Below are 23,365 nucleotides of genomic sequence, written 5' to 3' on the forward strand. Positions count from 1 at the left end.
GGTAATGTTGTCGCTATTACTAGCACCGGAATCTGTGAAGTTGTCGAGGGATAATGTTCCCGCAGTTGGGGCAGTATTATCAACAGTGACGCTGATAACATTCGAGTTGCTGGTATTGCCTGCGGTATCAGTGACTACGGCGCGGAATTGATAGTCACCATCAGCTAAATCAGTTTGGGAAGCTGTGGTTTCTGTCCATTCAGTACCACCATCGGTTGAGACTTCATAGCTAATGGTTGAACTAGCTTCATTTCCAGCCAGACTCAAGTCAAAGGTCTGGTCGGTGGTAATGTTGTCGCTATTACTAGCACCGGAATCTGTGAAGTTGTCGAGGGATAATGTTCCCGCAGTTGGGGCAGTATTATCAACAGTGATGGCAGTGGCATTTTGACTGGGTGTGGTGGTATTTCCAGCTAGGTCGGTTTGTCTGACTCGCACAGCGCCAGCTGCATAGGTTCCTGGGGCGAGGGTAAAGCTTGTACCACTGCCTGCTATCCAAGTTGAACCACTATTAGTGCTATATTGCCAAGTGGCATTGGTTTCCAATCCTGCGACATTCACAGTCCCAACATTAGTAATTCCATCACTGCTAGATGAACCTGAATCTGTGGCTAGCGCAAAGCTAGGTGCTGCAGGGGCAATCGTATCCAGAGTTGCTGTAGTAGATCGAGAGCCTAGTGGTTGAGAACTCAAGAAGAAGTTGTTTACTAAATAGTTGTCGTTATTAACATCAAATCTAATTGTGCTAGGTGAAGTGCCACTGATAGGAGAACCAGATTGTCGAGTTCCTTGGTATACCCGGAAGGTGAGGGAACCCTGGTTGTTGTTTACGAATGTGGAGCCAAGTAAAGGATTATCGTAAAAGTCTAGCGAGAAGCTGTAATTTCGAGTTCCACCTGAACCTGTTCCAGAGACAATCTGCCAATAGATGAGTGTAGTACCGTTATAAGCAGCTAGAAGGAATTGGGTTCCATCATTACCAGAATTATTACCACTTCCCGTTACCGTGAAGCCAGAGGAACCAGAGCCTGCTTCTGTCTGGTTGATAATACTATCGCCGCCAATACTATTTAGGTTGATGCTAGTAGTAGCAAGCACCCCTACATACTTTGCTAAGTGTGATTGGTCAAAGCATTTAAAATCATCAATGGAGTTTAGTTCCCAACTGCCACCCTGTTCCGCAGCACCAATCTTCTCTGTGGCGGCTGCCACATTAGCCCCCGTCAGCCGCTCCAGTTCTGTGACAAACTGAGCATCTGCCCCAACTTCACAGCTATACAGGGCAATCTCTTCCACACCCCACTCTTGCAAGAGGTGAGCTTTTGCCTGTAATTGCTCCAGATTTAACGGATTTGCGCCGATGTGAATTACACCTGGTTCCCCATGCGCTACGATAGCCAGTCGCTTTGCCCCTGTCTGGCTTAACATCTGGGTAATTCTTGGCAAGGCATCTTCATCTTCTGCCAAGATGTAGCAAATAGCTTCTTCAACTACCGCATTTAACAAAGTAGGCAGATCTGTAACACGAGTGTCTAAAATTACCAAGACAGCATTCTCAGCAGTACAGATATTACTTGTGCCAGCATAAGTAATATCTTCAAATAATTCAGTATTAAATCTTGGCGCAGGATAAGTATTATTACGGCTGAAGTCATGTTTATTGATTACAGAAATAGGATTCTGCAATTTTTGAGAATTAGATGGCATATTCTTGCAATTTCCCACGAAAGTTTGTAATAACACCACTTCTTTGAATCAGTGATATCACTAGAGTATGAATTAAAAAAACAAAAAAGAAACTTGTTCATCAAATCTTTAATGTTAGAACTTACACAAGCTATGACTGAAACCCTGATTCTTACGTAGCGGTAATTTATGAATAACTGCTACTTTCGTGATGTGTTGCGTAAGTCCTGAATGTGTCTGTATCTAAATTTATCTTTCATAAGATGGATGCGCTTTTACCATGCGATCGCAATTGGCAAGTAGATTCTCACTTAAAAGTTAAAAATATGACAAAGATTCCAAAATTTTCCGGATAAGCGAATAGAGAAGAATGCAGATTAGGTACTCTAGTAGAGTCAGAGCAGTATTACGTACTTAAACACAATTCATTAGCGAATGCTGCGAAGCGGAATGTAGATGTGTTTAGGGAATATCTTGTTCACTCAAAGAGGCTTTCCGAAGGCTGTTCGTTTGACGAAGTCGTTCTTGTAGAGTCGCGATCGCAATACCTGAGATTGTTACTATTTTTCTCTAACTATACATTAATAGGGGCACAAAACTATAGTTGTGCCCCGCAGAAGAATTTATGTTTGCAAATATTGTGGTGATTCCTAGTTAGGTGAGCTACAGAAGTATTGTTTTTACAACGCACTGAAACGCAGAGGTTTGCTCAATTTTATTTGTGATGTGGTTATTACTTCAGTAGACTAGGAGAATTTATGGTAAAAATTGCTCACAAGAGGGGTTTTTTGAGAATGCGATCGCCAAAAGCTAAAACCTAGATAAAAATTTATACCAGAGAACGCTTGAGTGAACCGTCTGCATATAGTTCTAGTGGAATTAGCTGAAGTTTGCCATTAACTTTAACTTGAGAGTAAACAACTTTGACTAGGGGTGCATTATTTTGGTTATAACGTACAGACATAATTACCTATCCTATTTATTAATTTTTTATCTTCAAAAGTTTCCTTACCCATAATTTACTGAATTTATCTTTGGGTAGGATTGCATCTCTTGTATGATTATTTATCCTACTTTAGAACTATTAAAAATGTCTTAAATTTAGATGTATCTATCCCTTGATAAAGATGAAGATTTGAAGAAATTTCTCTTTAAGTGAATCAGTAGAAAAACGCAAATAAATCTCACAGGTTAAAAATAGATAAATTAGCATAAAATCTCGGTTTGTATCATATTTTCCTGCGATATTCTCCCGCATCAGGATAAATATTGAGGTTAGCCTATTTAATCACTGCAAGATTACCCAACTATTCAGACCGAGAACAGGAGATAATAATAAACTTATACCATCCTCAGCTGTAATAGCACCGCCTTTGGCTAGGCTGCTTGACTTCACAGTTATGGGGTAGATTGGCGCTAGTTGTAGCAAATAAGATCATGGACACTACCAAGTTGTATGCTCGCTTAGAAAATTATTACCAGCAAATCAAGACAATTATTCTCAGCCGTCAAAATCCTATCACTGGTTTACTACCTGCAAGTACGGCTATAACCGCTCACGGAGATTATACAGATGCTTGGGTGAGAGATAATGTTTATAGTATTTTGGCAGTTTGGGGTTTAGCACTTGCATACCGCAAGGTTGATGAAACTAAAGGATACACTTACGAACTAGAACATAGCGCAATTAAGCTGATGCGTGGGTTGCTGTTTGCAATGATGCGACAAGCTTATAAGGTGGAAAGATTTAAACATACGCAATCACCCTTAGATGGATTACATGCTAAATACAACACTGCTACTGGTGATATTGTGGTGGGTGATGATGAATGGGGACATTTACAATTAGACGCTACATCAATATTTTTGCTGATGTTAGCGCAAATGACTGCTTCTGGTTTGCAAATAATTTATACCGTTGATGAAGTTAATTTTGTCCAAAATTTGGTTTACTATATTGGACGCGCTTATCGCACACCCGATTATGGAATTTGGGAACGGGGTAACAAAATTAATCGCGGAAATGCAGAGTTAAACGCTAGTTCTGTGGGTATGGCGAAGGCTGCGTTAGAAGCCATCAATGGCTTAGATTTATTTGGGGTTCGGGGAAGCCAAGCTTCGGTAATTCATGTATTACCAGATGAAATTGCGCGTGCCAGAATTACTTTAGAATCGCTATTACCGAGAGAATCTGGTTCTAAGGAAATTGATGCAGCGTTATTGAGTATTATTAGTTTTCCCGCTTTTGCAGTGGAAGATGAACAACTACGCGATCGCACTTTTAACGATATTATTAACAAACTTCAAGGTAAATACGGCTGCAAACGCTTTCTGCGAGATGGACATCAAACTGTTATCGAAGATACCCAACGCTTACATTACGAACCTTGGGAACTGAAACAATTTGAGCATATAGAATGTGAATGGCCGTTATTTTTCACTTATTTATTTCTTGATGGTTTATTTCGTAACGATAAAGTACAAACTCAATATTACCAAGAACGTTTAGAATCTCTTCTCGTAGAACGGGATGGTTTACAGTTATTACCAGAATTATATTATGTTCCAGAAGCTAACATTGAAGCGGAAAAGTCTTCGCCCCAAAGTCAACCCCGCTTACCTAATGAAAACGTTCCCCTAGTATGGGCGCAAAGTTTATACTTTCTCGCCCAAATGTTAAATGAAGGCTTAATTGCGATTGGCGATATTGACCCCTTGGGCAGACATTTATGTGTTGGGAAAAATCGCGAATCTATCGTTCAAATTGCTTTATTAGCAGAAGATGAAGACTTACAAGAAAAATTAGCAGTTCACGGCATTGAAACCCAAACACCTCAGCAATTAGAACCAATTCAAGTCAGAAACGCTGGGGATTTATCGGCTATTTATACCCAAATTGGACGTAACTCTAAATTAGGTTTAACTGGGCGTCCGGTAAGGCGTTTGCGTAGTTTGACAACTTCGCGAATCTTCCGCATTCAAGACCAAACTGTCGTCTTTTTACCATCTTTCTTAGATGCGCAACAATTTTACTTAACCCTTGATTATCATTTCTTGCTCGATCAAATTAGAAGCGAACTCGCTTACATTCAAAAATATTGGAGCTATTTAGGTCGTCCAACCTTAACTTTAATGTTAACCCACACCATGTTAGAAATTGGTGCGGAAGCATTATTAGAATTAATGCAGGAATTTAAAGCAGGGGTTTGTCAGGGTGTAAGAGTAAAATTAGGTAGACTAAATCAACTGATGCTAACAGCAGGAATTCAAAGAATTGACTTTCTGCAAGATGACGATTTTACCTTACCATCTGTCAAAGATGCGGGGTTACATTGCTATTATTTGGCATTTCATCCAGGAAAAAATTGGCAATTAGGACATACCCAAGAATTCCAGATGGAATGTGAAACTAACTTGAGTTCCTTACTATCTACTTTACGGGCTTCGGAAAATATCTATGAGCAAATTGAGTTATTGCAGACTTTAAAACGGTTGCAGGGATTAGATTTTGATACTGGATTTGGCGGCCCTAACTCTGTGGTAACAGTAGATAATTTACTTGATGAAATCTATACCAAAGCAGGAGATTTAGGACTTTGGGCGATAGTACGCCGGGTTGCGGGTTTGCGCCAAATGGTAGATATTGGTTTGTCGGATGCTGTCACCAGTATTTTGGTAAGAGGTAAGCAAATTTCTGTGGGTAAAGCTTACAGCGAAGATTCCTTAATCGCTGTACCGATGTCTCACAATGAAATAGCCGAGAAAATTAATCATTTTTGTCGAGAAGATATTCGCGATCGCGTCCTCACTCAAGAGATTATCATATATTTAAGCGTACTCATGAGAGCCGAACCCGAACTATTTCGCGGATTGTTGACAATAAAAGTCGGGTATCTCATCTTGTTAATCACCAGCAAACTCGCCAGAGAATTAAAAGTTACCCAAGATGAAGCCTACGAACATTTAATGCAACTATCACCCTTTGAAGTCAAAACTAGGTTGCAAAATGTCTTAACTGAATATGCGGGGATGAGTAAACTGTTACGTCAGCAGGAATCACTCCACGTTAAACAAAAAGAAAGTGATATAGATTGGGTATTAGCATTCACCAATGATGCAGAAATCGAAGTTCCCCCTGGTGGATGGCGAAGATTTCGCCAAGCTGAAGGCGCAACTGGAAGAATACCCAAAGACTTTTTCCAGCAAGTGTGGCTATTGATGAAACATTGCAAAGGTATAGTCATAGGCGACAAATTAGAACGGCGCAATCGCTTAGATAGCGAGTTAATGTTGTCGGAAATGACACCAGGAGAAAGAAATTTTGCTCTACTAGTCGAGCATCTGCTCAATAAAATTGAGGCTCCCGAATATCGCCAAGTGAATATAGAAGCCTTAGTAGAATTATCCGCGATCGCAGCCAATAACCCCAATCTGCAAGTTGAAGAATATATCGTCTTAGATGTATTAATTGGTCATGCCGTCAGATTAGCATGGTTAGACGCCCATCCCCAACGAGGCGATCGCTATGATGAAGATAAAGCAAGTGCATGGCGATCGTTTTATAATACTTCTCCTAGAGATTGCGCCAGTTATATTCTCAAAGCCTTCAGATTCTTAACCGAGTTTGTCAAAGAGTTAGAAACATAAATAAAAAACCACTGACAACTGACAACTGACAACTGACAACTGACAACTGACAATAGAAGCGCAATAAAAAATATCCCCCTACCTTAGTCAAAGTTAGGGGGTTTTTAAATGTTATTTTTTTTAAAAAACTACTTGACAGGTGTAGCATCAACATCGACAGTATTTGCGGTGGTCGTATTATCCTCAGATGTATAAGTAGTGCTAGTTTCTACATTACCTTTACGTGCTTTCCAGCCTTCAATTACTAGTCCAGATACCTCAGTAACCAGCAAAGTCAGCAGCAATACATCATCAATTTCACCCACAATCGGGATAAAGTCAGGGGCTATATCAATAGGACTAAGAATATAAACAAGAGTTCCTAAAATTACCCACCAACGATATTTGGGATTTTGTAGCAAATTGCGATACCAGGTGTAAACTGATTGAATTGAAAATTTCATGTTTTGAACCTCCAGTTACCTTTAATTTTGACAAATTATGCTAAAAACTCCCGGTGGGAATAACCGCCCAACAATGTCTGGAAGATGCTACAAAAGTATTTAAATTTGCAATTTATTATTTCCAAATAGCCAAACCTAGCTGTGATAACCATCCTGGTTGATGAGCTTATGTAAATCGAATTTGTCAGCAAATTAATGGGAAATTCGCCATGAGACTATGGTAATTGTGCATTAATCTTTAGAATTAAAGTGCTTTGCAATATTTATTTTGGTAGTGGAGGGAGGAGATTTAAACAGTGGATATTTTAGATTTGTTTTACAAAGGCGGCCCGGCTATGTGGCCTTTGCTGGCGCTGTCTATTTTAGCTTTGAGCGTAATTTTTGAGCGCCTGTGGTTCTGGCTGCGTATCTTAACTCAAGAACAAGAAATTGTCAATCGCGTTTTAGATGCAGCTGGTGAGAATTGGGAAGTTGCAGCAGATATTGCTAGACAAGCAACAAATCAACCTATCGGTAGATTTCTGTATGCTCCCTTAAAACTCGTCAAAAGCGATGCAGAAACCTTTCGCTTGGCTTTAGAAGCCACAGCCGAAGATGAGTTAGCAGGAATGCGGCGAGGGGAAAAACTTTTAGAAGCGGTAATTGCCCTAGCGCCGATGCTGGGATTGTTGGGTACTGTGTTAGGTTTACAACAATCTGTAGGTAATCTCAAGCTGGGAGAATTTGGTACTAACGCTGTAGCTGATGTTCCCGCAGGTATTGGTACAGCATTAATTACTACAGCCGCAGGTTTAATTATTGCAATTGTGGGTTTGGTATTTTACCGCCTGTTTCAAAGTTTTGTGGTTAACCAGGTAAAAGTTTTTCGGAAAGCGGGGAATGAATTAGAGTTGCTTTATCGTCAATCACCGCCAGACTTTAGCAATAGTACATCGATAATTTTGCGGGAACCTCCCAAGGAAAATTTTAATCCGCCCCGGAAACGCGGTAGAAACAAATTTTCTAGTTCTCCCGAAGTATCAGAGGGGAATGATTCTATAGACCCTGAGCAATAATTAAGACTTCTATCCTTGAAGCAGGCAGAGTGTAATATCATGAAAGTTCATTTGCATACTCCGGTTGAAGAAGTCCAAATTCAACTCATTCCCTTAATTGATGTCATTTTTTGCATTTTGACGTTTTTTTTGCTAGCAGCTTTGCAATTTACTCGTCAACAAGCAATTAATATTGATTTGCCCAAAGCTAACAGTGGCACATCACCTACAGGCGCGCTCCAGGCTGATAGTAATATCTTACCAGTAACCATTGATGCTGTCGGTCAGACCTATGTAGAAAAAAACATGGTCACCAGAGAACAATTAGCAGAGGTATTAAAGCGTTACGTCCAAGCAAATCCCAACGGCGTTTTAGTACTGAATGCATCGCGGACAGCAACATACAACGATGTCATCGAAACTTTGGATTTACTGCGTCAGGTAGGAGGCGATCGCGTATCTTTGGGAATTATACCAGGCCCGTCTCCAACATCTACAAATCCCAACGCGCCTGTAATTCCATCTTTCCCCATCAATCCTGGTACGACAGAACCTAATAGCGCACCATTACCCGGTGTCACACCCCAAGGTGGTAATCCTAATTTTCCCCTAACCCCAACTCAACCCCAACCAGGAACAAATATTAATCCCGTAAATCCGCAAATTGCGCCTGTCGTTCCTAATTCCACACAACCTAACCAAAATGTAGCCCCTGGAACAACAAACTCATCTCCACAAAGGAGATAAAGGAGATAACAGAATAGGGAACTCCAAAAAATAAATTATTCCGCTTTATTTTGTTGACTGTTGACTGTTGACGGTTCACAGTCCACAGTAAAAAATTTCAATGGAATATTTTTTTACTTGGAAGTCCTATAAACAAAGATGAGGGATAAATTCTCCCTCATCTTCTTTGTCTCGCTCAAACATCTAATTTCCTATTAGCCATTCACGCCAGATTTTGGCAAAACCCAGGATGAAAAAGAAAATCCCACAAACCTTTCCATGAAAATTTCACCCCTAGCCTAAGCGCTCCTATTTTCCAGCTAGAAGATCATGTGATAAATCACACAACAAGCGCATGAACATCTCTCTGAACAGTCAACAGTCAACAATCAACAGTCAACAGTCAACAATCAACAGTCAACAATCAACAGTCAACAGTCAACAGTCAACAGTCAACGCTATTTTCCAGCTAGGTAATCCTGCTCTAATTGCCCTAATCATAAAGATATCTAAAATATTTTTTGTAAAGAGAAAATAAATCTGCTAATTTACAAATAATTGGTGGGGTTCCAAAACTTTTTCTCTTAATAGACTGAGTAATTTATCGCCAATCACCATTTACGTTTCAGGGGTTGTGGCAATGAATGAAGTTGGGATACTTTTGATAGTGTGGTTAGTGACATTTATTAGCTTGTTAATTATTTGCAAATTACCCTTAGGACTAGAGATTGATACTCTGGGTAAAGCCTTATTATTAGCAATAATCATAAGTATCTTCACCACAATAGTTAGGCCAATTCTACACTTTGTATTTACAGTTACAAGTTTACTCACACTCAATTGGTTAGCTGACTTATTTACCTTTATGATGGCTGTTGTTTGTTTCAGTGTTGCTGGTTGGTCAGTAGATGGTTTTCGCTTGCGCTATAACATTTGGAGTGCTGTTTTTGCAGCGCTAGCACTCACTATCATTCAAAGTATAGCTTACCAAATATTGGGTGTATAAGTGAATTTTTAAATAAAAAAACACTACTGAGACTACTTAAACAAAAATCTTGAGTCCACAGTCGATAGTCAAGGCGCTTTGACTATTGACTATTGACTATTGACTATGGACTATTCATTTGCACTAGGAGGAGCAGCCGAAGTAGTAGATTGTTGTTTGCGCTGTTCGCGTTTTTTGCGATCGGCGGAGAGGATATCAGCCATGACTACTAGAGCTTGAGTGATTTTATCGAGATTAGAACGATACAAATCCAAATCTTTACTTAGTTTTTCATCAGACAGATGCAAGCCGCTAGCAATTTTTTTGAGTGCTTCGGTGCGTTGCTTTTCGTCTTTTACTAAGTCTGGATCTGACGATTCTAATAAGGTAAATAAACCAATAGCAAACAAGCGATTATATTTAAAGTTAGAATTATTGGCGATCGCTTGGAGTTGAGATTGCAAATTAGCATCTCTATCTAAGGGAGTATTTTGACTTAACCAGCCAATTAAATCATTGGCGGATAAACTTTTAGCTAACTCGCGTAATTGTTCCGCATCTTGCTTGTAGCGTTGCTCTTCCTGCTCTACAGCCTGACATAAGGCGCTAAATATAGATTCCTTATCTCGTTCTGGCTGGTAGCCTTGCATAAAGCGCTCAAAAGCAGTGACGACGCCCAAGCCATAAAGCGGATTGTAGCTAAAATCGACATTTACTGACAGCAGATGCATTTCCACCATCAACTCTTCCACTACCCGACGGTAAATCGTATTGATTGGACGGGTGTGCAGAGTGTAGAAAGTTCGCTTTGTATCAGAAACAGTACGGACGTTATTCACAAAGAAAATGTTAAGGGCGACGTATGTTTATTGTCTCGCTTAAAGGTTAGTTTGCCAAGTTCGGGTTTCAACTTGCGAGTGGGCGGTTTACAATATTTTGCAGCTATGTATCATGGATTTCTAGTTGAGGTTGTCAATAGTCAATAGTCAATGGTCAATGGTCATTGGTCATTGGTCAATAAATTTTGCACTGTGGACTCTGGACTTTTGACTGTGGACTTTTGACTGTGGACTTTTGACTTTTGACTCTGGACTCTTGACTGTAGACTCTTGACTGTGGACTTTTAACAAAACCTAAATTTATGAGCCTATCTTCACAGTTAACAGTTCTTGGTCAGTACTTGGCTGGTGAATTTGACAACCAAGAACAAGCTTTAAACGATCCTGTTTGGTACGTTCACCTCCGCTTGTGGCAAAGGCCTGTTAACCTGTTTGCTGAAGACAGTATTACATTGTTTGCGGAACAAGCCAATATTATTAGCCTAGATAATCCTTACCGTCAACGAATCTTACGCTTACAGCTAGGGCGTGAAGTTGATGCACCCCTGCAAGTGCAATTTTATATGCCCAAAGATCCGAATAGTTTAAAAGGTGCAGGACGCAATCCTGATTTACTCGATTCATTAACACCCGATCGCATAGATTTATTACCAGGTTGCGTCCTCACCGTGACAACAGAAACAATAGCGCCTAACTCCTATAAATTTGTCGCGACTCCACCACCAAATACTAGCTGTCGCTTTACTTATCTAGACAACACCATCCAAGTTGCTTTAGGTTTTGCCGCCTCAGCAACAGAATTTCTCAGTTACGATAAAGGAATTGACACTACAACTGGAAAAGCTACTTGGGGCGCAATTTTTGGCCCTTACCGCTACAATAAACGACAGCAATACTGAGAATTGAGTAGTAACTACGAAGTAGCAGACAAAAATTTTGTCTTGACTCTACTTCGTCTGCTGTACTTTTCCTCAATTCTTCAACTCGATAACATCAGTTGTGACAATTTTGCCAACAAAAGCAAGATATCTCAGCATAGCTTTAACTAGCTATGCTTCGGGGTACACCTTCTAAAGCTTCTTCTTCTGTTTCAAAAATTTCAAACACTGTATCCATCATTGTCACTTCAAACACAAGTTTTGCTTCTGTATGGACATTACAAATCCGGAAGCTACCTTTGAGTTTATCCGCATCACGCATCCCGGCTACTAATGAAGTTAGACCGGAACTATCAATAAAGTTTACCTGACTCAGATTCACAACTACATGGCGGCTGAGTTTGGAAATACATTCCTGTAACTTTAGGCGAAATTGCCAAGCAGTGGTGATGTCTAAGCGTCCAGTCGGTGTCAAGACGATAACGGTATTACCATCTTGGGTAAGGTAGCTTTTTTGATCTATCTGAATCACTGAGCCTCCCTATGGCAGTTCTGTGAAAATTAACTACTGTATTTAAAGCTGTTACTGGTGAGCCAAAAAACTTGCATTTCTGGAAATTTTCCGGCTGTGGTAGCGAGGATGAGATCCAGTGAGTTAGTAAATTAATTGACTCACCACTAACAGAAGAATTTTATGCCGATACTTGAGATTAACAAGTTCCAGCTAAAAATGTCACCTTTTTTTACTCGGTGCTTATCTTTAGTAGTTTAACTCACTAAAACAGGAGACAGGTAGAGGCAATTGCTGAGGTCAGCAATAGATAAAACAGAGATAAAGGCTAGATTTAGCAAGCACTGAAACCAAATTCACCACCTGTAGTTTTTACAGTAGAGCTTGTAAGGTTTTATTCAAAGCTTGCGTCTCTACTTACTAGATTCAGCACTACTTGTAGGTGTCCAATTTATCCAATCTTGGGGCTTTAAGAAAGTTTCGTATAACTCGGCTTCTGGGGTGTTAGCTTCTGGTTGATACCCGTATTCCCAACGTACCAAGGGCGGTAGGGACATAAGAATTGATTCGGTACGTCCGTTGGTTTGCAAACCAAAAATTGTGCCTCGGTCATAAACCAAGTTAAATTCTACGTACCTACCCCGACGATAAAGTTGGAAATTCCGTTCGCGATCGCCATATTCAGTTTGATGACGGCGTTCGACAATGGGTAAATAAGCGGGTAAAAAGGCTCTACCACAGTCTTGGACTAAAGCAAAGATTTCTTCCCAAGTTCTTTGTGGTAATGCGCCTACTTGGTTGCTATATTTAGCAGCTTCGCCATTGGGATCGGGGCCGTGATAGATAGTACCTTGACCATCTTGGTAATCTAAGAATAAACCGCCAATACCTCTAGTTTCACCGCGATGCTTGAGGTAGAAATATTCATCACACCAGCGCTTGAACACTTGGTAATATTCTGAGTGATGGCGATCGCAAGCCTGCTTCAATGTTTGATGGAAATGTTGAGCATCTTCGGCAAAGGGGTAGTAAGGTGTTAAATCAGCACCACCGCCAAACCACCATACCGGGCCGGCTTCAAAATAGCGATAATTTAAATGCACAGTGGGGACATAGGGGTTACGTGGGTGTAACACCAAAGATGTTCCCGTAGCATAAAAACCATGTCCGGCTGCTTCTGGGCGTTGAGTTAAAATTGACGGCGGTAAATGGGAACCCCAAACTTCAGAAAAATTTACACCAGCTTGTTCAAAAATAGCCCCATCACGCAAAACACGCGATCGCCCGCCACCACCTTCAGGACGTTGCCAACTATCTTCATGAAAACTAGCAACGCCATCCAGCTTTGTCAAAGCTTGAGTAATTTCATCCTGTAACTGTTGCATAAACCGACTTACTCGCTGTTTTGCATCAGTCGGTGGTAAGAACTTTGATGAATCTACAGACAGAGTAGGGGCTTGAGAGTCGATCAACATAGCAGAGATTCCCGTACCTAAATTACATTTCCCAAAACCAGAAATTCTTTAATTAAAATTTTTTAACTAAAACAATCTCTGAACCAAACATGAAGTAAAATTTGCTTTTTTCTTACTGGTCAAGCATTTATACGATTGATTAGCAAGACTAGAGTTATTTTCCCTCAAATGCGTATAGGCTTGTATATTGGACGAAGTTTTTTTTTATTTCTTGATAAATAGGTTCTGGTATTTACACCAGACTCTGGCGAATTAGTTACCAGCACTCACAACCTTGATAATTCAAGGTCTGAGACTGAACTGCTCAAGAATTGGACACCAAAATTAAAAATGGTGTTTTACACATGGGGGTTGCTAACTCCCAATGATTGTACTAGTGTTTGCACCCACAGGGGCTTGCTATAGTTAGGGCAATTTTGAGAAAGTTTGATGCGAGGGCTGAGTAAAATTGCCCACCATGCCAGAGTTCCCAGAAAGTGTTGAGCTAGGAGGTTTAGGCAAATGCGGGGTTGTTTATCCAAATTCATTCAACGTCAACGTCGGCGATTTTGCGCTTCTCTAGTGCGGACATATCGAGAAATTAGTTCGGCTTCTGTAGATGAACTTTGGCAACAAGTCGTCAACTTCACTGATGTTTCTTGGCATCCGCTACTCAAAAGCACTAATGTACCCTATGGATTAGTACCCAAACCCGGATTAATTTTCCAAGCTGTCACTCGCTTTTCACCAATTCCCATTCGGATTTTTGTTGAGCTTGTCAATCCCCAAGAAATGTTGAGTATTCGAGTGCTAGCGATTCCGGGAATTGAAGAACGGATCACTTATCGAGTGGAGTCCACTGTTTGCGGCACTTGTTTATCTTATTCTGTAACACTACGCGGTTGGTTGTCACCCCTGATTTGGTCTTTCTCCCGTCCTTACGTCGATCGCGTGGCGCGTAGCTTAGTTGAAGCCGTAGAAAAAGCCGCATTACAAGCAGTCTCAAGTCAGAAAAAAAGCCTCAATGACAGTTGTTTTGATTTCTAAAATTCACAGACTGTTGACTGTTGTTGACTGTTGACTGTCAGTACCTTTTAACAACCAAACCAATGACCATTGACCAATGACTAATAAAAATTGTACAGACGCGATTAATCGCGTCTCTTACAACTGACCAATGACAATTGACTATTGACCATTGACAAATCTATTAGTAAATCAAATATTTACCATCAATTTATTATGTACTTTTTTTAAGTTTTGTTACAGCGATCGCGGCACAATAGGATATCCAGATTAGTAGTTAAGTTACTTGCCACAAAAGCATTCTTCTTTTTGAAATTTGAAATTTGAATTTTTATGTACGATGTCCTTGATTCCCGCTCGGTTCTAGAAGTGTTGCGACCAGTACAAGATCCAGAACTGCAAAAAAGTCTGGTAGAACTGAATATGATTCGCAATGTCAAAATTGATGCTGGCAAGGTTAGTTTCACATTAGTGTTAACCACACCCGCCTGTCCTTTGAGAGAGTTTATCGTTGAAGACTGTAAAAAAGCGGTGAACAAGCTCCCAGGCGTTACAGATGTCAGCATTGAAGTGACAGCCGAAACACCACAGCAAAAAAGTTTACCCGATCGCACTGGCATTGCTGGCGTAAAAAATATTATTGCCGTTTCCAGTGGTAAAGGCGGTGTGGGTAAGAGTACCGTAGCCGTAAACGTCGCCGTAGCTTTAGCACAGACAGGCGCTAAAGTAGGTTTACTGGATGCGGATATCTATGGCCCCAACGATCCCACCATGCTGGGACTCAGCGATGCCCAAATTACAGTTCGCCCTGGGGAAAAAGGGGAAATTCTCGAACCTGCATTTAATCACGGCGTGAAATTGGTTTCAATGGGCTTTTTAATTGACCGAGATCAGCCTGTGATTTGGCGGGGGCCAATGTTAAATGGTGTGATTCGCCAATTTCTTTATCAAGTTGAGTGGGGAGAATTAGACTACTTAATTGTCGATATGCCTCCCGGAACCGGCGATGCCCAGTTAACTTTAGCACAAGCCGTACCGATGGCTGGAGCAGTAATAGTCACTACACCGCAAACCGTATCTCTGCTAGATTCCCGCAAGGGCTTGCGGATGTTCCAACAAATGAACGTGCCTGTATTGGGAATAGTGGAAAATATGAGCTATTTTATCCCACCAGATATGCCAGATAAACAATATGACATCTTTGGTTCTGGTGGCGGTGAAAAGACAGCATCAGAACTAGGAGTGCCGTTGTTAGGACGCATCCCCCTAGAGATTTCCACTAGAGTCGGCGGTGATAACGGTGTACCGGTAGTTGTGGCGGAACCAGATTCTGCTTCCGCCAAAGCCCTAAGTGCGATCGCATTGTCTATTGCTGGTAAAGTATCAGTTGCCGCTTTGACATAAGAAAGTTCAATTCTATCTGGTTCCTGGGCAATAGCCTGGGAATACAGATTTTAGATAGATAGTAAATTTAAAATTTACCAATTAAAGTCTCAACTCACACAATGTTATTAAAAAGTGCGCTCCCCAAAATTCGCTGGAAATATTGGGTTAAACCTTGGCAGCAGGTAGATTGGTTATTATTTTGTTTGCCGATAGCTGTCAGTATTTTTGGCGGCGTGATGATTCTCAGTACGGAATTAAAACAGCCTGTCACTGACTGGTGGTGGCACTGGCTGGTAGCTGGTATTGGTACAGCGATCGCCTTATTGCTCGCTCGTCTACGTTATGAAAATTTGCTACAGTGGCATTGGGTAACTTACGGATTAACTAACTTCAGCCTCATTGCCGTGATGGTTGCCGGTACTGCTGCTAAAGGGGCACAGAGGTGGATTAGTATTGCAGGTTTTAACGTCCAACCCTCGGAGTTTGCCAAGGTAGGTATAATTATTACCCTTGCAGCGCTACTACATAAACGCACGGCTTCCAGCATCGAGAGCGTATTTCGCGCCTTAGCAATTACTGCTGTACCTTGGGGATTAGTATTTTTACAACCAGACTTGGCAACATCATTAGTATTTGGAGCGATCGTCATCGGTATGCTGTACTGGGCTAATGCCAACCCAGGCTGGATAATACTACTAATTTCTCCCATAGTTGCCGCTATTTTATTTGGTATATCTTGGCCATTACCAGAACCGATAACCTTTAAAGAAATATCCTTTTTGAAAGAAATATCCTTAAGCCCATTAGGATTATTTTGGGCAGGCGCAATGGGTATTGTCGGTTGGCAAACTCTTCCTTGGCGAAAATTTGGCTTAGGAGCCATAGGTGCATGGATTCTGAATATGCTGGGCGGTGAATTAGGCGTATTTGCCTGGAACCATGTCTTACACGACTATCAAAAAAATAGACTCAGCGTCTTTATGAACCCAGAACACGATCCTTTGGGTGCAGGCTACCACCTAATTCAATCTCGGATTGCCATCGGTGCTGGTGAAATTTGGGGTTGGGGTTTATTTAAAGGGCCGATGACTCAACTTAACTTTGTCCCCGAACAGCATACAGACTTTATTTTCTCCGCAGTTGGTGAAGAATTTGGTTTTATCGGCTGTTTGGTAGTACTGTTTGTATTTTGTTTAATTTGCTTCCGCCTACTCCATGTAGCTCAAACTGCCAAAGATAATTTTGGCTCTTTATTAGCTATGGGCGTTTTATCGATGATTGTATTTCAGCTCATCGTCAATATCGGCATGACAGTAGGTTTAGCACCTGTAGCCGGTATTCCCTTACCTTGGATGAGTTACGGGCGTTCTGCTATGCTGACTAACTTCATTGCTTTAGGAATAGTAGAATCTGTAGCTAACTTTCGCCAACGGCAGAAATATTATTAGTCAGAGACGCGATGAACCCTTGTCTGTACAATTGTGATTTCCCTGACAATGCCCAATGCCCACTCGCCCTGAGCGAAGTCGAAGGGATGCCCAATGCCCAATGCCCACCGACAAGTATTAAGCTATATAACAGGAAATTAAGCGAGGATAAAAATCATGATCCTGCCTGGAGCAACTGTTCGCATCAAAAATCCCGCAGATACTTACTATCGCTATGAAGGACTCGTACAACGGGTAAGCGATGGCAAGGTAGCCGTATTGTTTGAGGGGGGAAACTGGGATAAATTAGTTACCTTTCGCTTGAGTGAATTGGAAACTGTAGAAACCACAGCCAAGAAGAAAGGTAAATAATTAGTAGTTATTAGTCATTAGTCATTTGTCATTGGGCAAAGACTTATGACTAATGACTGATTGACATTGATAAAACACTACTATGCGCCTTCCTTTACCACAGTTTGCTACAGGCGATCGCCATCCTCATCATATTGCTGAGGTGATCGAAACTAATACTACAGAGTTTCTGGCTCAGTGTTTGGAACCGGAAGACTTAAGTTTTCCGCCGATGCCCCCCTTTGGTAGTTGGGTTTGTTCAAAGGATGAAGAATCGGGTAATCAAATTTATGCGGTGGTATATTATGCCACAACTATGCCCATAGATTCTGTACACCGGGCAGTAGCTTTGGGTTTATCTTTGCAAGACTTGCGGGAAGAACAACCCCAAATATTTGCCATGTTGAAAACTGAATTTCGCGCCGCGATCGTTGGCTTTGCACCACCATCTGCTACCCCAGGTTTTAGTAAAGCGTATCAATATTTACCTCCTCGCCCGCCACAAATTCATCAAGCAGTGTATCGCTGTGAAGCAGAAACAATCGTTAAATTTACGGAAGAACTGGATTTTTTGCAGACACTCTTGACTGTGCAAGGCGCACCCGTAGAATCATTAACTGCGGCGGCGATGCGGGCAGTTTATCAGTTACGCAAAGCCGATCGCCAATGGTTAATCAAAGCTGGACGTACCTTAAGCTTGTTGTTAAAAGATGACTACGATCGCTTACGGTTCATTTTGCGTCAGGTTCACCCATAAGTAGTATTTAGACCATTATCTAATCTGGCGATTGTCAGTAAATTAAATTTTTTTTAAGTTTTACTCTAGGTGGTGTTTACAGTTATATTGATCGGGCGATTGCCTTTAAGGCGATCGCAGCTTCACTATCGCCCTTTCAAGTTCTACCTATGGAACTCATTTCCCAAGTTCTGACAATAGAACCAACCTCTCAATTACTGGGTCAGGAACCCATTGTTCCCTTCGCTATTTTGCTGGTAGTTATCTTAGTCGTGCCCATTCTATTTGAGCGCCTCAGACTACCAGGATTAGTAGGTTTGGTTTTTTCTGGGGTAGTACTCGGGCCTGCTGGTTGGAATTTATTCCAGACAGAATCAGAAATTATGAAGCTGCTAGCAGATATTGGGTTAGTTTACCTGATATTCGTCGCTGGGCTAGAAGTTGACTTAGAACAATTCCAACGCCAAAAAAATCGTTCGTTAGGGTTTAGCTGCTTCACCTTTATTTTGCCCTTAGCCATCCTCAGTCTGTTAGGGCATCTTTTTGGCTTGAATTGGATCGCATCCATCTTAATTGGCTCTTTGTTCGCTTCTCATACCTTATTGGCATATCCTGTTCTCGATCGCTTGGGAGTGGTAAACAATCAGCCTGTCAGTATCAGCATTGGAGCCAAGGTTTTTACCGATATTGGTGCGCTGTTAATCTTAACTGTATGTGTAGCTGTCAATAATGTAGGCGGATTTAGCTTCCCCAAACTGCTGACTTTGATTGGTTGGTTAACCATTTACGCAGTCGTGGTTTTAGCTGGCTTTGACTGGATAGGAAAAGAATTTTTCCGGCGTTCTGGCGGCGAAGAAGGTAACCAATTTTTATTTGTGCTACTGACAATTTTTCTTGCAGCTGTGGGCGCTCAATTGATTGGGGTCGAAAAAATTATTGGGGCTTTTTTAGCGGGTTTAGCAGTAAATGAAGTTGTCGGTGAAGGGCCAGTCAAAGAAAAAGTACTGTTTGTGGGTAGCGTCCTCTTCATTCCCATTTTCTTTGTACATCTGGGTTCATTGATGGATTTCACCACCTTGACGAGCAAAAGTATCAATCTGCTATTGATGCTGCTGTTGGTGTTGGGTGTAATTGCCAGCAAATTCATCGCCGCCTTGTTAACAAAACTTTTATACAACTATTCTTGGCAGGAAATGTTAACAATGTGGTCGCTCACAGTGCCGCAAGTGGGTACAACATTAGCAGCAACGTTAGTGGGATACGAAATTGGGTTATTCCAGCCTGTAGTATTCAATAGCGTTGTGGTTGTTATGCTTGTGACATCAACACTTGGCCCGTTAGTTACCAGTCGGGTAGCTGGAGGGTTGGCTTTATCTCCACCTCCAGAACCAGCACCAACAAATCAGCCTGAGCCAAAAATTCCAGACAATAAAAATGCTTTCACTATCGTAGTACCGATTTATAATCCGCAAACTCAGCAATATTTAATTGAACTAGCGACATTACTTGCACGCCAAACCAATGGCAGAGTAGTACCTTTAGCGATCGCAACTGCGGCCGCTAACATGGATGCACCACAGTTAGAAGCCTCGTTACAGCGCAGCGAGCGGTTACTAGCAAAAGCTACAGCCCAAAGCCGCGTCTTAGGTGTAAATGCAGAACCCTTGCTACGCATCGATGATGCCTTTGCTCAAGGAATCAGCAGAGCATCTCGGGAACAAAAAGCTAGTTTGATTGTCATGGGTTGGGGTAAACGTACTGGTTTCCGGGCGCGTTTATTTGGTAACGTAATTGATAACGTTCTTTGGGCCTCCCACTGTCCCGTAGCGGTGACTCGTTTAGTAGACTCTCCCAGGAAAATTCAACGGATATTAGTGCCGATTGAAAATTTAATGGCACCAACATTACAGCCCGTGCATTTTGCCCAAATGTTAGCAGACTGCAATCAAGCCCAAGTAACTGTATTAAATGTATGCGAACGTCGCACCAGTTCGAGCAAAATTGCGGACAAGCGATCGCATCTTTCACTATTAGTATCTAAATTAGCTTTTGCCAATCCGCCAGAAATTCAAATTATTGCCCACGAAAATGTCGCTCAAGCTATTTTACAAGCAGCAAGATTATATGATTTAGTTGTGTTGCCTTTTATACGCAATCATACTAGTCCTGGTGGTTTAGCTATTAGTGATGTTACCACTCAATTAGCCAGACAATTAACTTGTTCTATTGTGATGTTGGGAGAGCCGCAACGTCAGCCAACAGTAACATTAGCAACAGGAGTTCCCAGTACAACGTCTACAATGTAAAATATTTGACTTTAAAGATATCTAGGCTATTTCCCACTCTGAGATTGTTATGTATATTGCTAAACAGATTTTTTTATGTCTATATACGAATTTAGCTATTTCATTCTAAATATACTTAATATAGGTGAAGATTTGATGAATTCTAGGATCTTCAGCTACAAAGTTCAACGGATATTTGTTATTTTGCTAATAGATAAAAGTAAGACGTGGTTGAAAAATATACCCACAGGAAATTTGGTAAATTTAACAACATATGTTTAAATAACCGTATTCTTTGGGAGTATTTTGTACCTAAATTAGGTAATCAAAAAAATACGCACAAGAGCAACTGACAATATATGTAATTAACTGGGGAATTATGAGAATTCTAGTGACGGGCGGTGCCGGGTTTATTGGTTCTCATCTCATTGACAAACTAATAAGCGATGGGCATGAAATCATTTGCTTGGATAACTTCTATACAGGCAACAAGCAAAACATACTTAAATGGTTGGATCATCCGTATTTTGAACTCATCCGCCACGATATCACCGAACCCATTAGGTTAGAAGTCGATCAAATTTATCATTTGGCTTGTCCGGCTTCTCCAGTACATTATCAGTACAATCCCGTAAAAACAGTCAAAACTAATGTAATGGGTACGCTCAATATGTTAGGTTTAGCAAAGCGTGTGAAGGCAAGATTTTTCTTGGCTTCAACGAGTGAAGTTTACGGCGATCCAGAAGTTCATCCCCAAACCGAAGAGTATAGAGGTAATGTCAATCCCATTGGGTTGCGTTCCTGCTACGACGAAGGTAAACGTATTGCAGAGACTTTAGCTTTTGACTATTACAGGCAAAATAAAGTTGATATTCGCGTTGTGCGTATTTTCAATACCTACGGCCCCCGGATGTTAGAAAACGATGGTCGGGTAGTAAGTAACTTTATTGTTCAAGCCCTACGGGGTAAGCCATTAACAGTCTATGGTGATGGTTCCCAAACTCGTAGTTTCTGCTACGTCTCTGACTTAGTAGAAGGCTTTATCCGGCTGATGAATAGCGACTATGTGGGGCCGGTAAATCTGGGAAATCCTGATGAATACACCATTTTAGAATTGGCACAGGCTGTACAAAACCAGATTAATCCAGATGCGGAAATTCAGTTTGAACCATTACCTTCTGACGATCCGCGTCGCCGTCGTCCAGATATCACCAAGGCTAAAACGTTGTTAAATTGGGAACCTACCGTTCCCCTACAACAAGGGTTAAAACTCACAATCGAAGATTTCCGCAATCGGATTAAAACAGATAACAAGCAGTTAGTCCACTGATTTGTTTGAGGTATTACTCGCTTGCTTACGTAGGCTATAAGTGAAATTCTTACCTTCTAATATGAGATTTCTGCCAGATACGTAAGCAAAGTGTTAAAAGTTTTCCATTTACAGAATAAATAGAACAAACAAGGAGTTAAAGAGAATGCGTGTTTGCGTCATTGGTACTGGTTACGTTGGTTTAGTAACAGGCGCTTGTTTAGCTCATATCGGTCATGATGTGATTTGTGTCGATAATAACGAAGAGAAAGTTAAGTTGATGAAGTCCGGACAGTCACCGATTTTTGAACCGGGACTTTCGGAAATTATGCAAGGTGCTATTCAAACAGGTAAAATTGAATTCAGCACAGATTTGGCGGCTGGCGTGGCTCACGGCGAAATTCTCTTCATTGCTGTAGGCACACCACCATTACCAACAGGTGAAAGCGATACCCGTTATGTAGAAGCTGTAGCACGCGGTATTGGTAACAATCTCAACGGCGGCTATAAGGTAATTGTTAACAAATCCACAGTACCCATCGGTTCTGGTGACTGGGTCAGAATGATTGTGTTAGATGGTATTGCTGAACGCCAAAAAACCCTAGTTCCCGCAGGTGGGGTTGCAGAAGAAGAAAGACTACCTGAAATTGCATATCAATTTGATGTTGTTAGCAATCCAGAGTTTTTACGGGAAGGTTCCGCAGTTTACGATACCTTTAACCCCGATCGCATTGTTCTCGGTGGTAACAGCCAAAAAGCGATCGCTTTAATGAAAGAACTGTATACTCCGATTGTGGAACGTCAGTATGCTGAAGATAAGTCTTTACCACCTGTACCAGTATTGGCAACAGACCTCAGCTCTGCAGAAATGATTAAATATGCTGCTAATGCTTTCTTAGCAACCAAAATTAGCTTTATTAACGAAGTTGCTAACATTTGCGATCGCGTTGGTGCTGATGTTACCCAAGTTGCTAAAGGTATTGGTTTAGACTCCCGTATCGGTAACAAATTCTTACAAGCTGGTATTGGCTGGGGTGGTTCCTGCTTCCCCAAAGACGTATCAGCGCTAATTCATACTGCTGATGACTATGGTTATGAAGCTCAACTATTGAAATCTGCTGTTACTGTCAACGAACGTCAACGGCTGATTGCTTTGGAAAAACTGCAACAAGTATTGAAAATCCTCAAAGGTAAAACAGTAGGTCTATTGGGTCTAACCTTTAAGCCTGATACCGACGATTTACGCGATGCACCTGCACTTAACCTAATTGAGCAACTCAACCGCTTGGGCGCTAAAGTAAAAGCTTACGACCCAATTGTTTCTCAAACTGGTTTACGTCATGGTCTTTCTGGTGTTTTAGTAGAAACCGATGCAGAAAGACTAGCTGACGGTTGCGATGCTTTAGTACTTGTCACTGAATGGCAACAGTTTAGCACCTTAGACTACGCTAAAATGGCAACCTTGATGACCCATCCAGTAATTATTGATGGTCGTAACTACCTTGATCCAGAAACACTGGTTAGAGCTGGGTTCCAATATGTAGGTATTGGTCGCTAAAAAATAGTTTTTAATTCACAATCCTGATAAGGCTCAAGCTGCTGAGAATGTTCTCAGCAGCTTTTCGTTTATTTGGGTGCTGCG

The 23,365-nt window shown here is 41.2% G+C and carries 20 protein-coding genes; 14 read left to right on the forward strand and 6 right to left on the reverse strand.

Annotated elements, in window-relative coordinates:
• On the reverse strand, window positions 1-1,707 hold a 1,707-nt coding region (locus AACW45_RS22615), incomplete at its 3' end, for a DUF4347 domain-containing protein (protein WP_190634996.1).
• An 808-nt stretch (window positions 1,708-2,515) separates the two neighbouring features.
• Window positions 2,516-2,650, reverse strand: coding sequence for a hypothetical protein (locus AACW45_RS22620; RefSeq protein ID WP_277877810.1), 135 nt, complete (start codon window positions 2,648-2,650; stop codon window positions 2,516-2,518).
• Between the two features lie 473 nt (window positions 2,651-3,123).
• Between AACW45_RS22620 and AACW45_RS22625 the strand changes: the two genes are divergently transcribed.
• Window positions 3,124-6,333 (forward strand): glycoside hydrolase family 15 protein, encoded by a 3,210-nt coding sequence (locus AACW45_RS22625; protein WP_199331211.1) that lies wholly within the window; start codon window positions 3,124-3,126, stop codon window positions 6,331-6,333.
• A 128-nt stretch (window positions 6,334-6,461) separates the two neighbouring features.
• Here the strand turns inward: AACW45_RS22625 and AACW45_RS22630 are convergent, their stop codons facing one another.
• Window positions 6,462-6,776 carry a YkvA family protein gene (locus tag AACW45_RS22630; protein WP_190634998.1) on the reverse strand — a complete coding sequence of 105 codons (315 nt, stop codon included), beginning with the start codon at window positions 6,774-6,776 and terminating at the stop codon, window positions 6,462-6,464.
• A gap of 296 nt (window positions 6,777-7,072) precedes the next feature.
• On the opposite strand from AACW45_RS22630, the gene AACW45_RS22635 reads away from it, so the two are divergent.
• The 4 genes from AACW45_RS22635 to AACW45_RS22650 all read left to right on the forward strand — a co-directional run bounded on the left by AACW45_RS22635 (window position 7,073) and on the right by AACW45_RS22650 (window position 9,542).
• Window positions 7,073-7,831 (forward strand): MotA/TolQ/ExbB proton channel family protein, encoded by a 759-nt coding sequence (locus AACW45_RS22635; RefSeq protein ID WP_190635000.1) that lies wholly within the window; start codon window positions 7,073-7,075, stop codon window positions 7,829-7,831.
• A gap of 39 nt (window positions 7,832-7,870) precedes the next feature.
• Window positions 7,871-8,557: an ExbD/TolR family protein gene (locus tag AACW45_RS22640; protein WP_190635002.1), complete on the forward strand. Its 687-nt coding sequence runs from the start codon at window positions 7,871-7,873 to the stop codon at window positions 8,555-8,557.
• Between the two features lie 334 nt (window positions 8,558-8,891).
• A complete protein-coding gene (locus AACW45_RS22645; protein ID WP_190635004.1) occupies window positions 8,892-9,074 on the forward strand; it encodes a hypothetical protein in 183 nt (60 codons plus the stop codon).
• A 102-nt stretch (window positions 9,075-9,176) separates the two neighbouring features.
• Window positions 9,177-9,542, forward strand: coding sequence for a phage holin family protein (locus AACW45_RS22650; protein WP_190635005.1), 366 nt, complete (start codon window positions 9,177-9,179; stop codon window positions 9,540-9,542).
• 110 nt (window positions 9,543-9,652) lie between these two features.
• Here AACW45_RS22650 and psb29 read toward each other — a convergent pair whose 3' ends face one another.
• The gene (gene psb29 / locus AACW45_RS22655) at window positions 9,653-10,360 is read right to left on the reverse strand and encodes a photosystem II biogenesis protein Psp29 (protein ID WP_190635008.1); all 708 of its coding nucleotides are present in this window, start codon (window positions 10,358-10,360) and stop codon (window positions 9,653-9,655) included.
• Between the two features lie 302 nt (window positions 10,361-10,662).
• Between psb29 and AACW45_RS22660 the strand changes: the two genes are divergently transcribed.
• Window positions 10,663-11,259 carry a chromophore lyase CpcT/CpeT gene (locus tag AACW45_RS22660; protein WP_096643836.1) on the forward strand — a complete coding sequence of 199 codons (597 nt, stop codon included), beginning with the start codon at window positions 10,663-10,665 and terminating at the stop codon, window positions 11,257-11,259.
• A gap of 142 nt (window positions 11,260-11,401) precedes the next feature.
• On the opposite strand, the gene AACW45_RS22665 is transcribed toward AACW45_RS22660, so the two are convergent.
• Both AACW45_RS22665 and hemF read right to left on the reverse strand, forming a co-directional pair.
• Window positions 11,402-11,770: an STAS domain-containing protein gene (locus AACW45_RS22665; protein WP_190551046.1), complete on the reverse strand. Its 369-nt coding sequence runs from the start codon at window positions 11,768-11,770 to the stop codon at window positions 11,402-11,404.
• Window positions 11,771-12,162: 392 nt separating this feature from the next.
• Window positions 12,163-13,224 (reverse strand): oxygen-dependent coproporphyrinogen oxidase, encoded by a 1,062-nt coding sequence (gene hemF, locus AACW45_RS22670; RefSeq protein WP_190635010.1) that lies wholly within the window; start codon window positions 13,222-13,224, stop codon window positions 12,163-12,165.
• Between the two features lie 501 nt (window positions 13,225-13,725).
• Between hemF and AACW45_RS22675 the strand changes: the two genes are divergently transcribed.
• The 8 genes from AACW45_RS22675 to AACW45_RS22710 all read left to right on the forward strand — a co-directional run bounded on the left by AACW45_RS22675 (window position 13,726) and on the right by AACW45_RS22710 (window position 23,281).
• A complete protein-coding gene (locus tag AACW45_RS22675; protein WP_190551049.1) occupies window positions 13,726-14,250 on the forward strand; it encodes an SRPBCC family protein in 525 nt (174 codons plus the stop codon).
• Between the two features lie 312 nt (window positions 14,251-14,562).
• Entirely contained in the window at window positions 14,563-15,633 is a 1,071-nt protein-coding gene (locus AACW45_RS22680; protein WP_096643832.1) for an Mrp/NBP35 family ATP-binding protein, read from the forward strand.
• Between the two features lie 101 nt (window positions 15,634-15,734).
• Window positions 15,735-17,063 carry a rod shape-determining protein RodA gene (rodA, locus tag AACW45_RS22685; RefSeq protein ID WP_190635012.1) on the forward strand — a complete coding sequence of 443 codons (1,329 nt, stop codon included), beginning with the start codon at window positions 15,735-15,737 and terminating at the stop codon, window positions 17,061-17,063.
• Between the two features lie 156 nt (window positions 17,064-17,219).
• Window positions 17,220-17,414: an NAD(P)H dehydrogenase subunit NdhS gene (locus AACW45_RS22690; protein ID WP_096643830.1), complete on the forward strand. Its 195-nt coding sequence runs from the start codon at window positions 17,220-17,222 to the stop codon at window positions 17,412-17,414.
• 82 nt (window positions 17,415-17,496) lie between these two features.
• Window positions 17,497-18,150: an HAS-barrel domain-containing protein gene (locus AACW45_RS22695; protein WP_190635014.1), complete on the forward strand. Its 654-nt coding sequence runs from the start codon at window positions 17,497-17,499 to the stop codon at window positions 18,148-18,150.
• A gap of 149 nt (window positions 18,151-18,299) precedes the next feature.
• Window positions 18,300-20,435: a cation:proton antiporter domain-containing protein gene (locus tag AACW45_RS22700; RefSeq protein ID WP_190635016.1), complete on the forward strand. Its 2,136-nt coding sequence runs from the start codon at window positions 18,300-18,302 to the stop codon at window positions 20,433-20,435.
• A 358-nt stretch (window positions 20,436-20,793) separates the two neighbouring features.
• A complete protein-coding gene (locus tag AACW45_RS22705) occupies window positions 20,794-21,744 on the forward strand; it encodes a UDP-glucuronic acid decarboxylase family protein (RefSeq protein WP_190635018.1) in 951 nt (316 codons plus the stop codon).
• Window positions 21,745-21,889: 145 nt separating this feature from the next.
• The gene (locus tag AACW45_RS22710) at window positions 21,890-23,281 is read left to right on the forward strand and encodes a UDP-glucose dehydrogenase family protein (RefSeq protein ID WP_190635020.1); all 1,392 of its coding nucleotides are present in this window, start codon (window positions 21,890-21,892) and stop codon (window positions 23,279-23,281) included.
• Window positions 23,282-23,365 lie beyond the last annotated feature (84 nt).

It is taken from the genome of Calothrix sp. FACHB-168 (assembly GCF_963889195.1).
GTDB lineage: Bacteria > Cyanobacteriota > Cyanobacteriia > Cyanobacteriales > Nostocaceae > Aulosira > Aulosira anomala_A.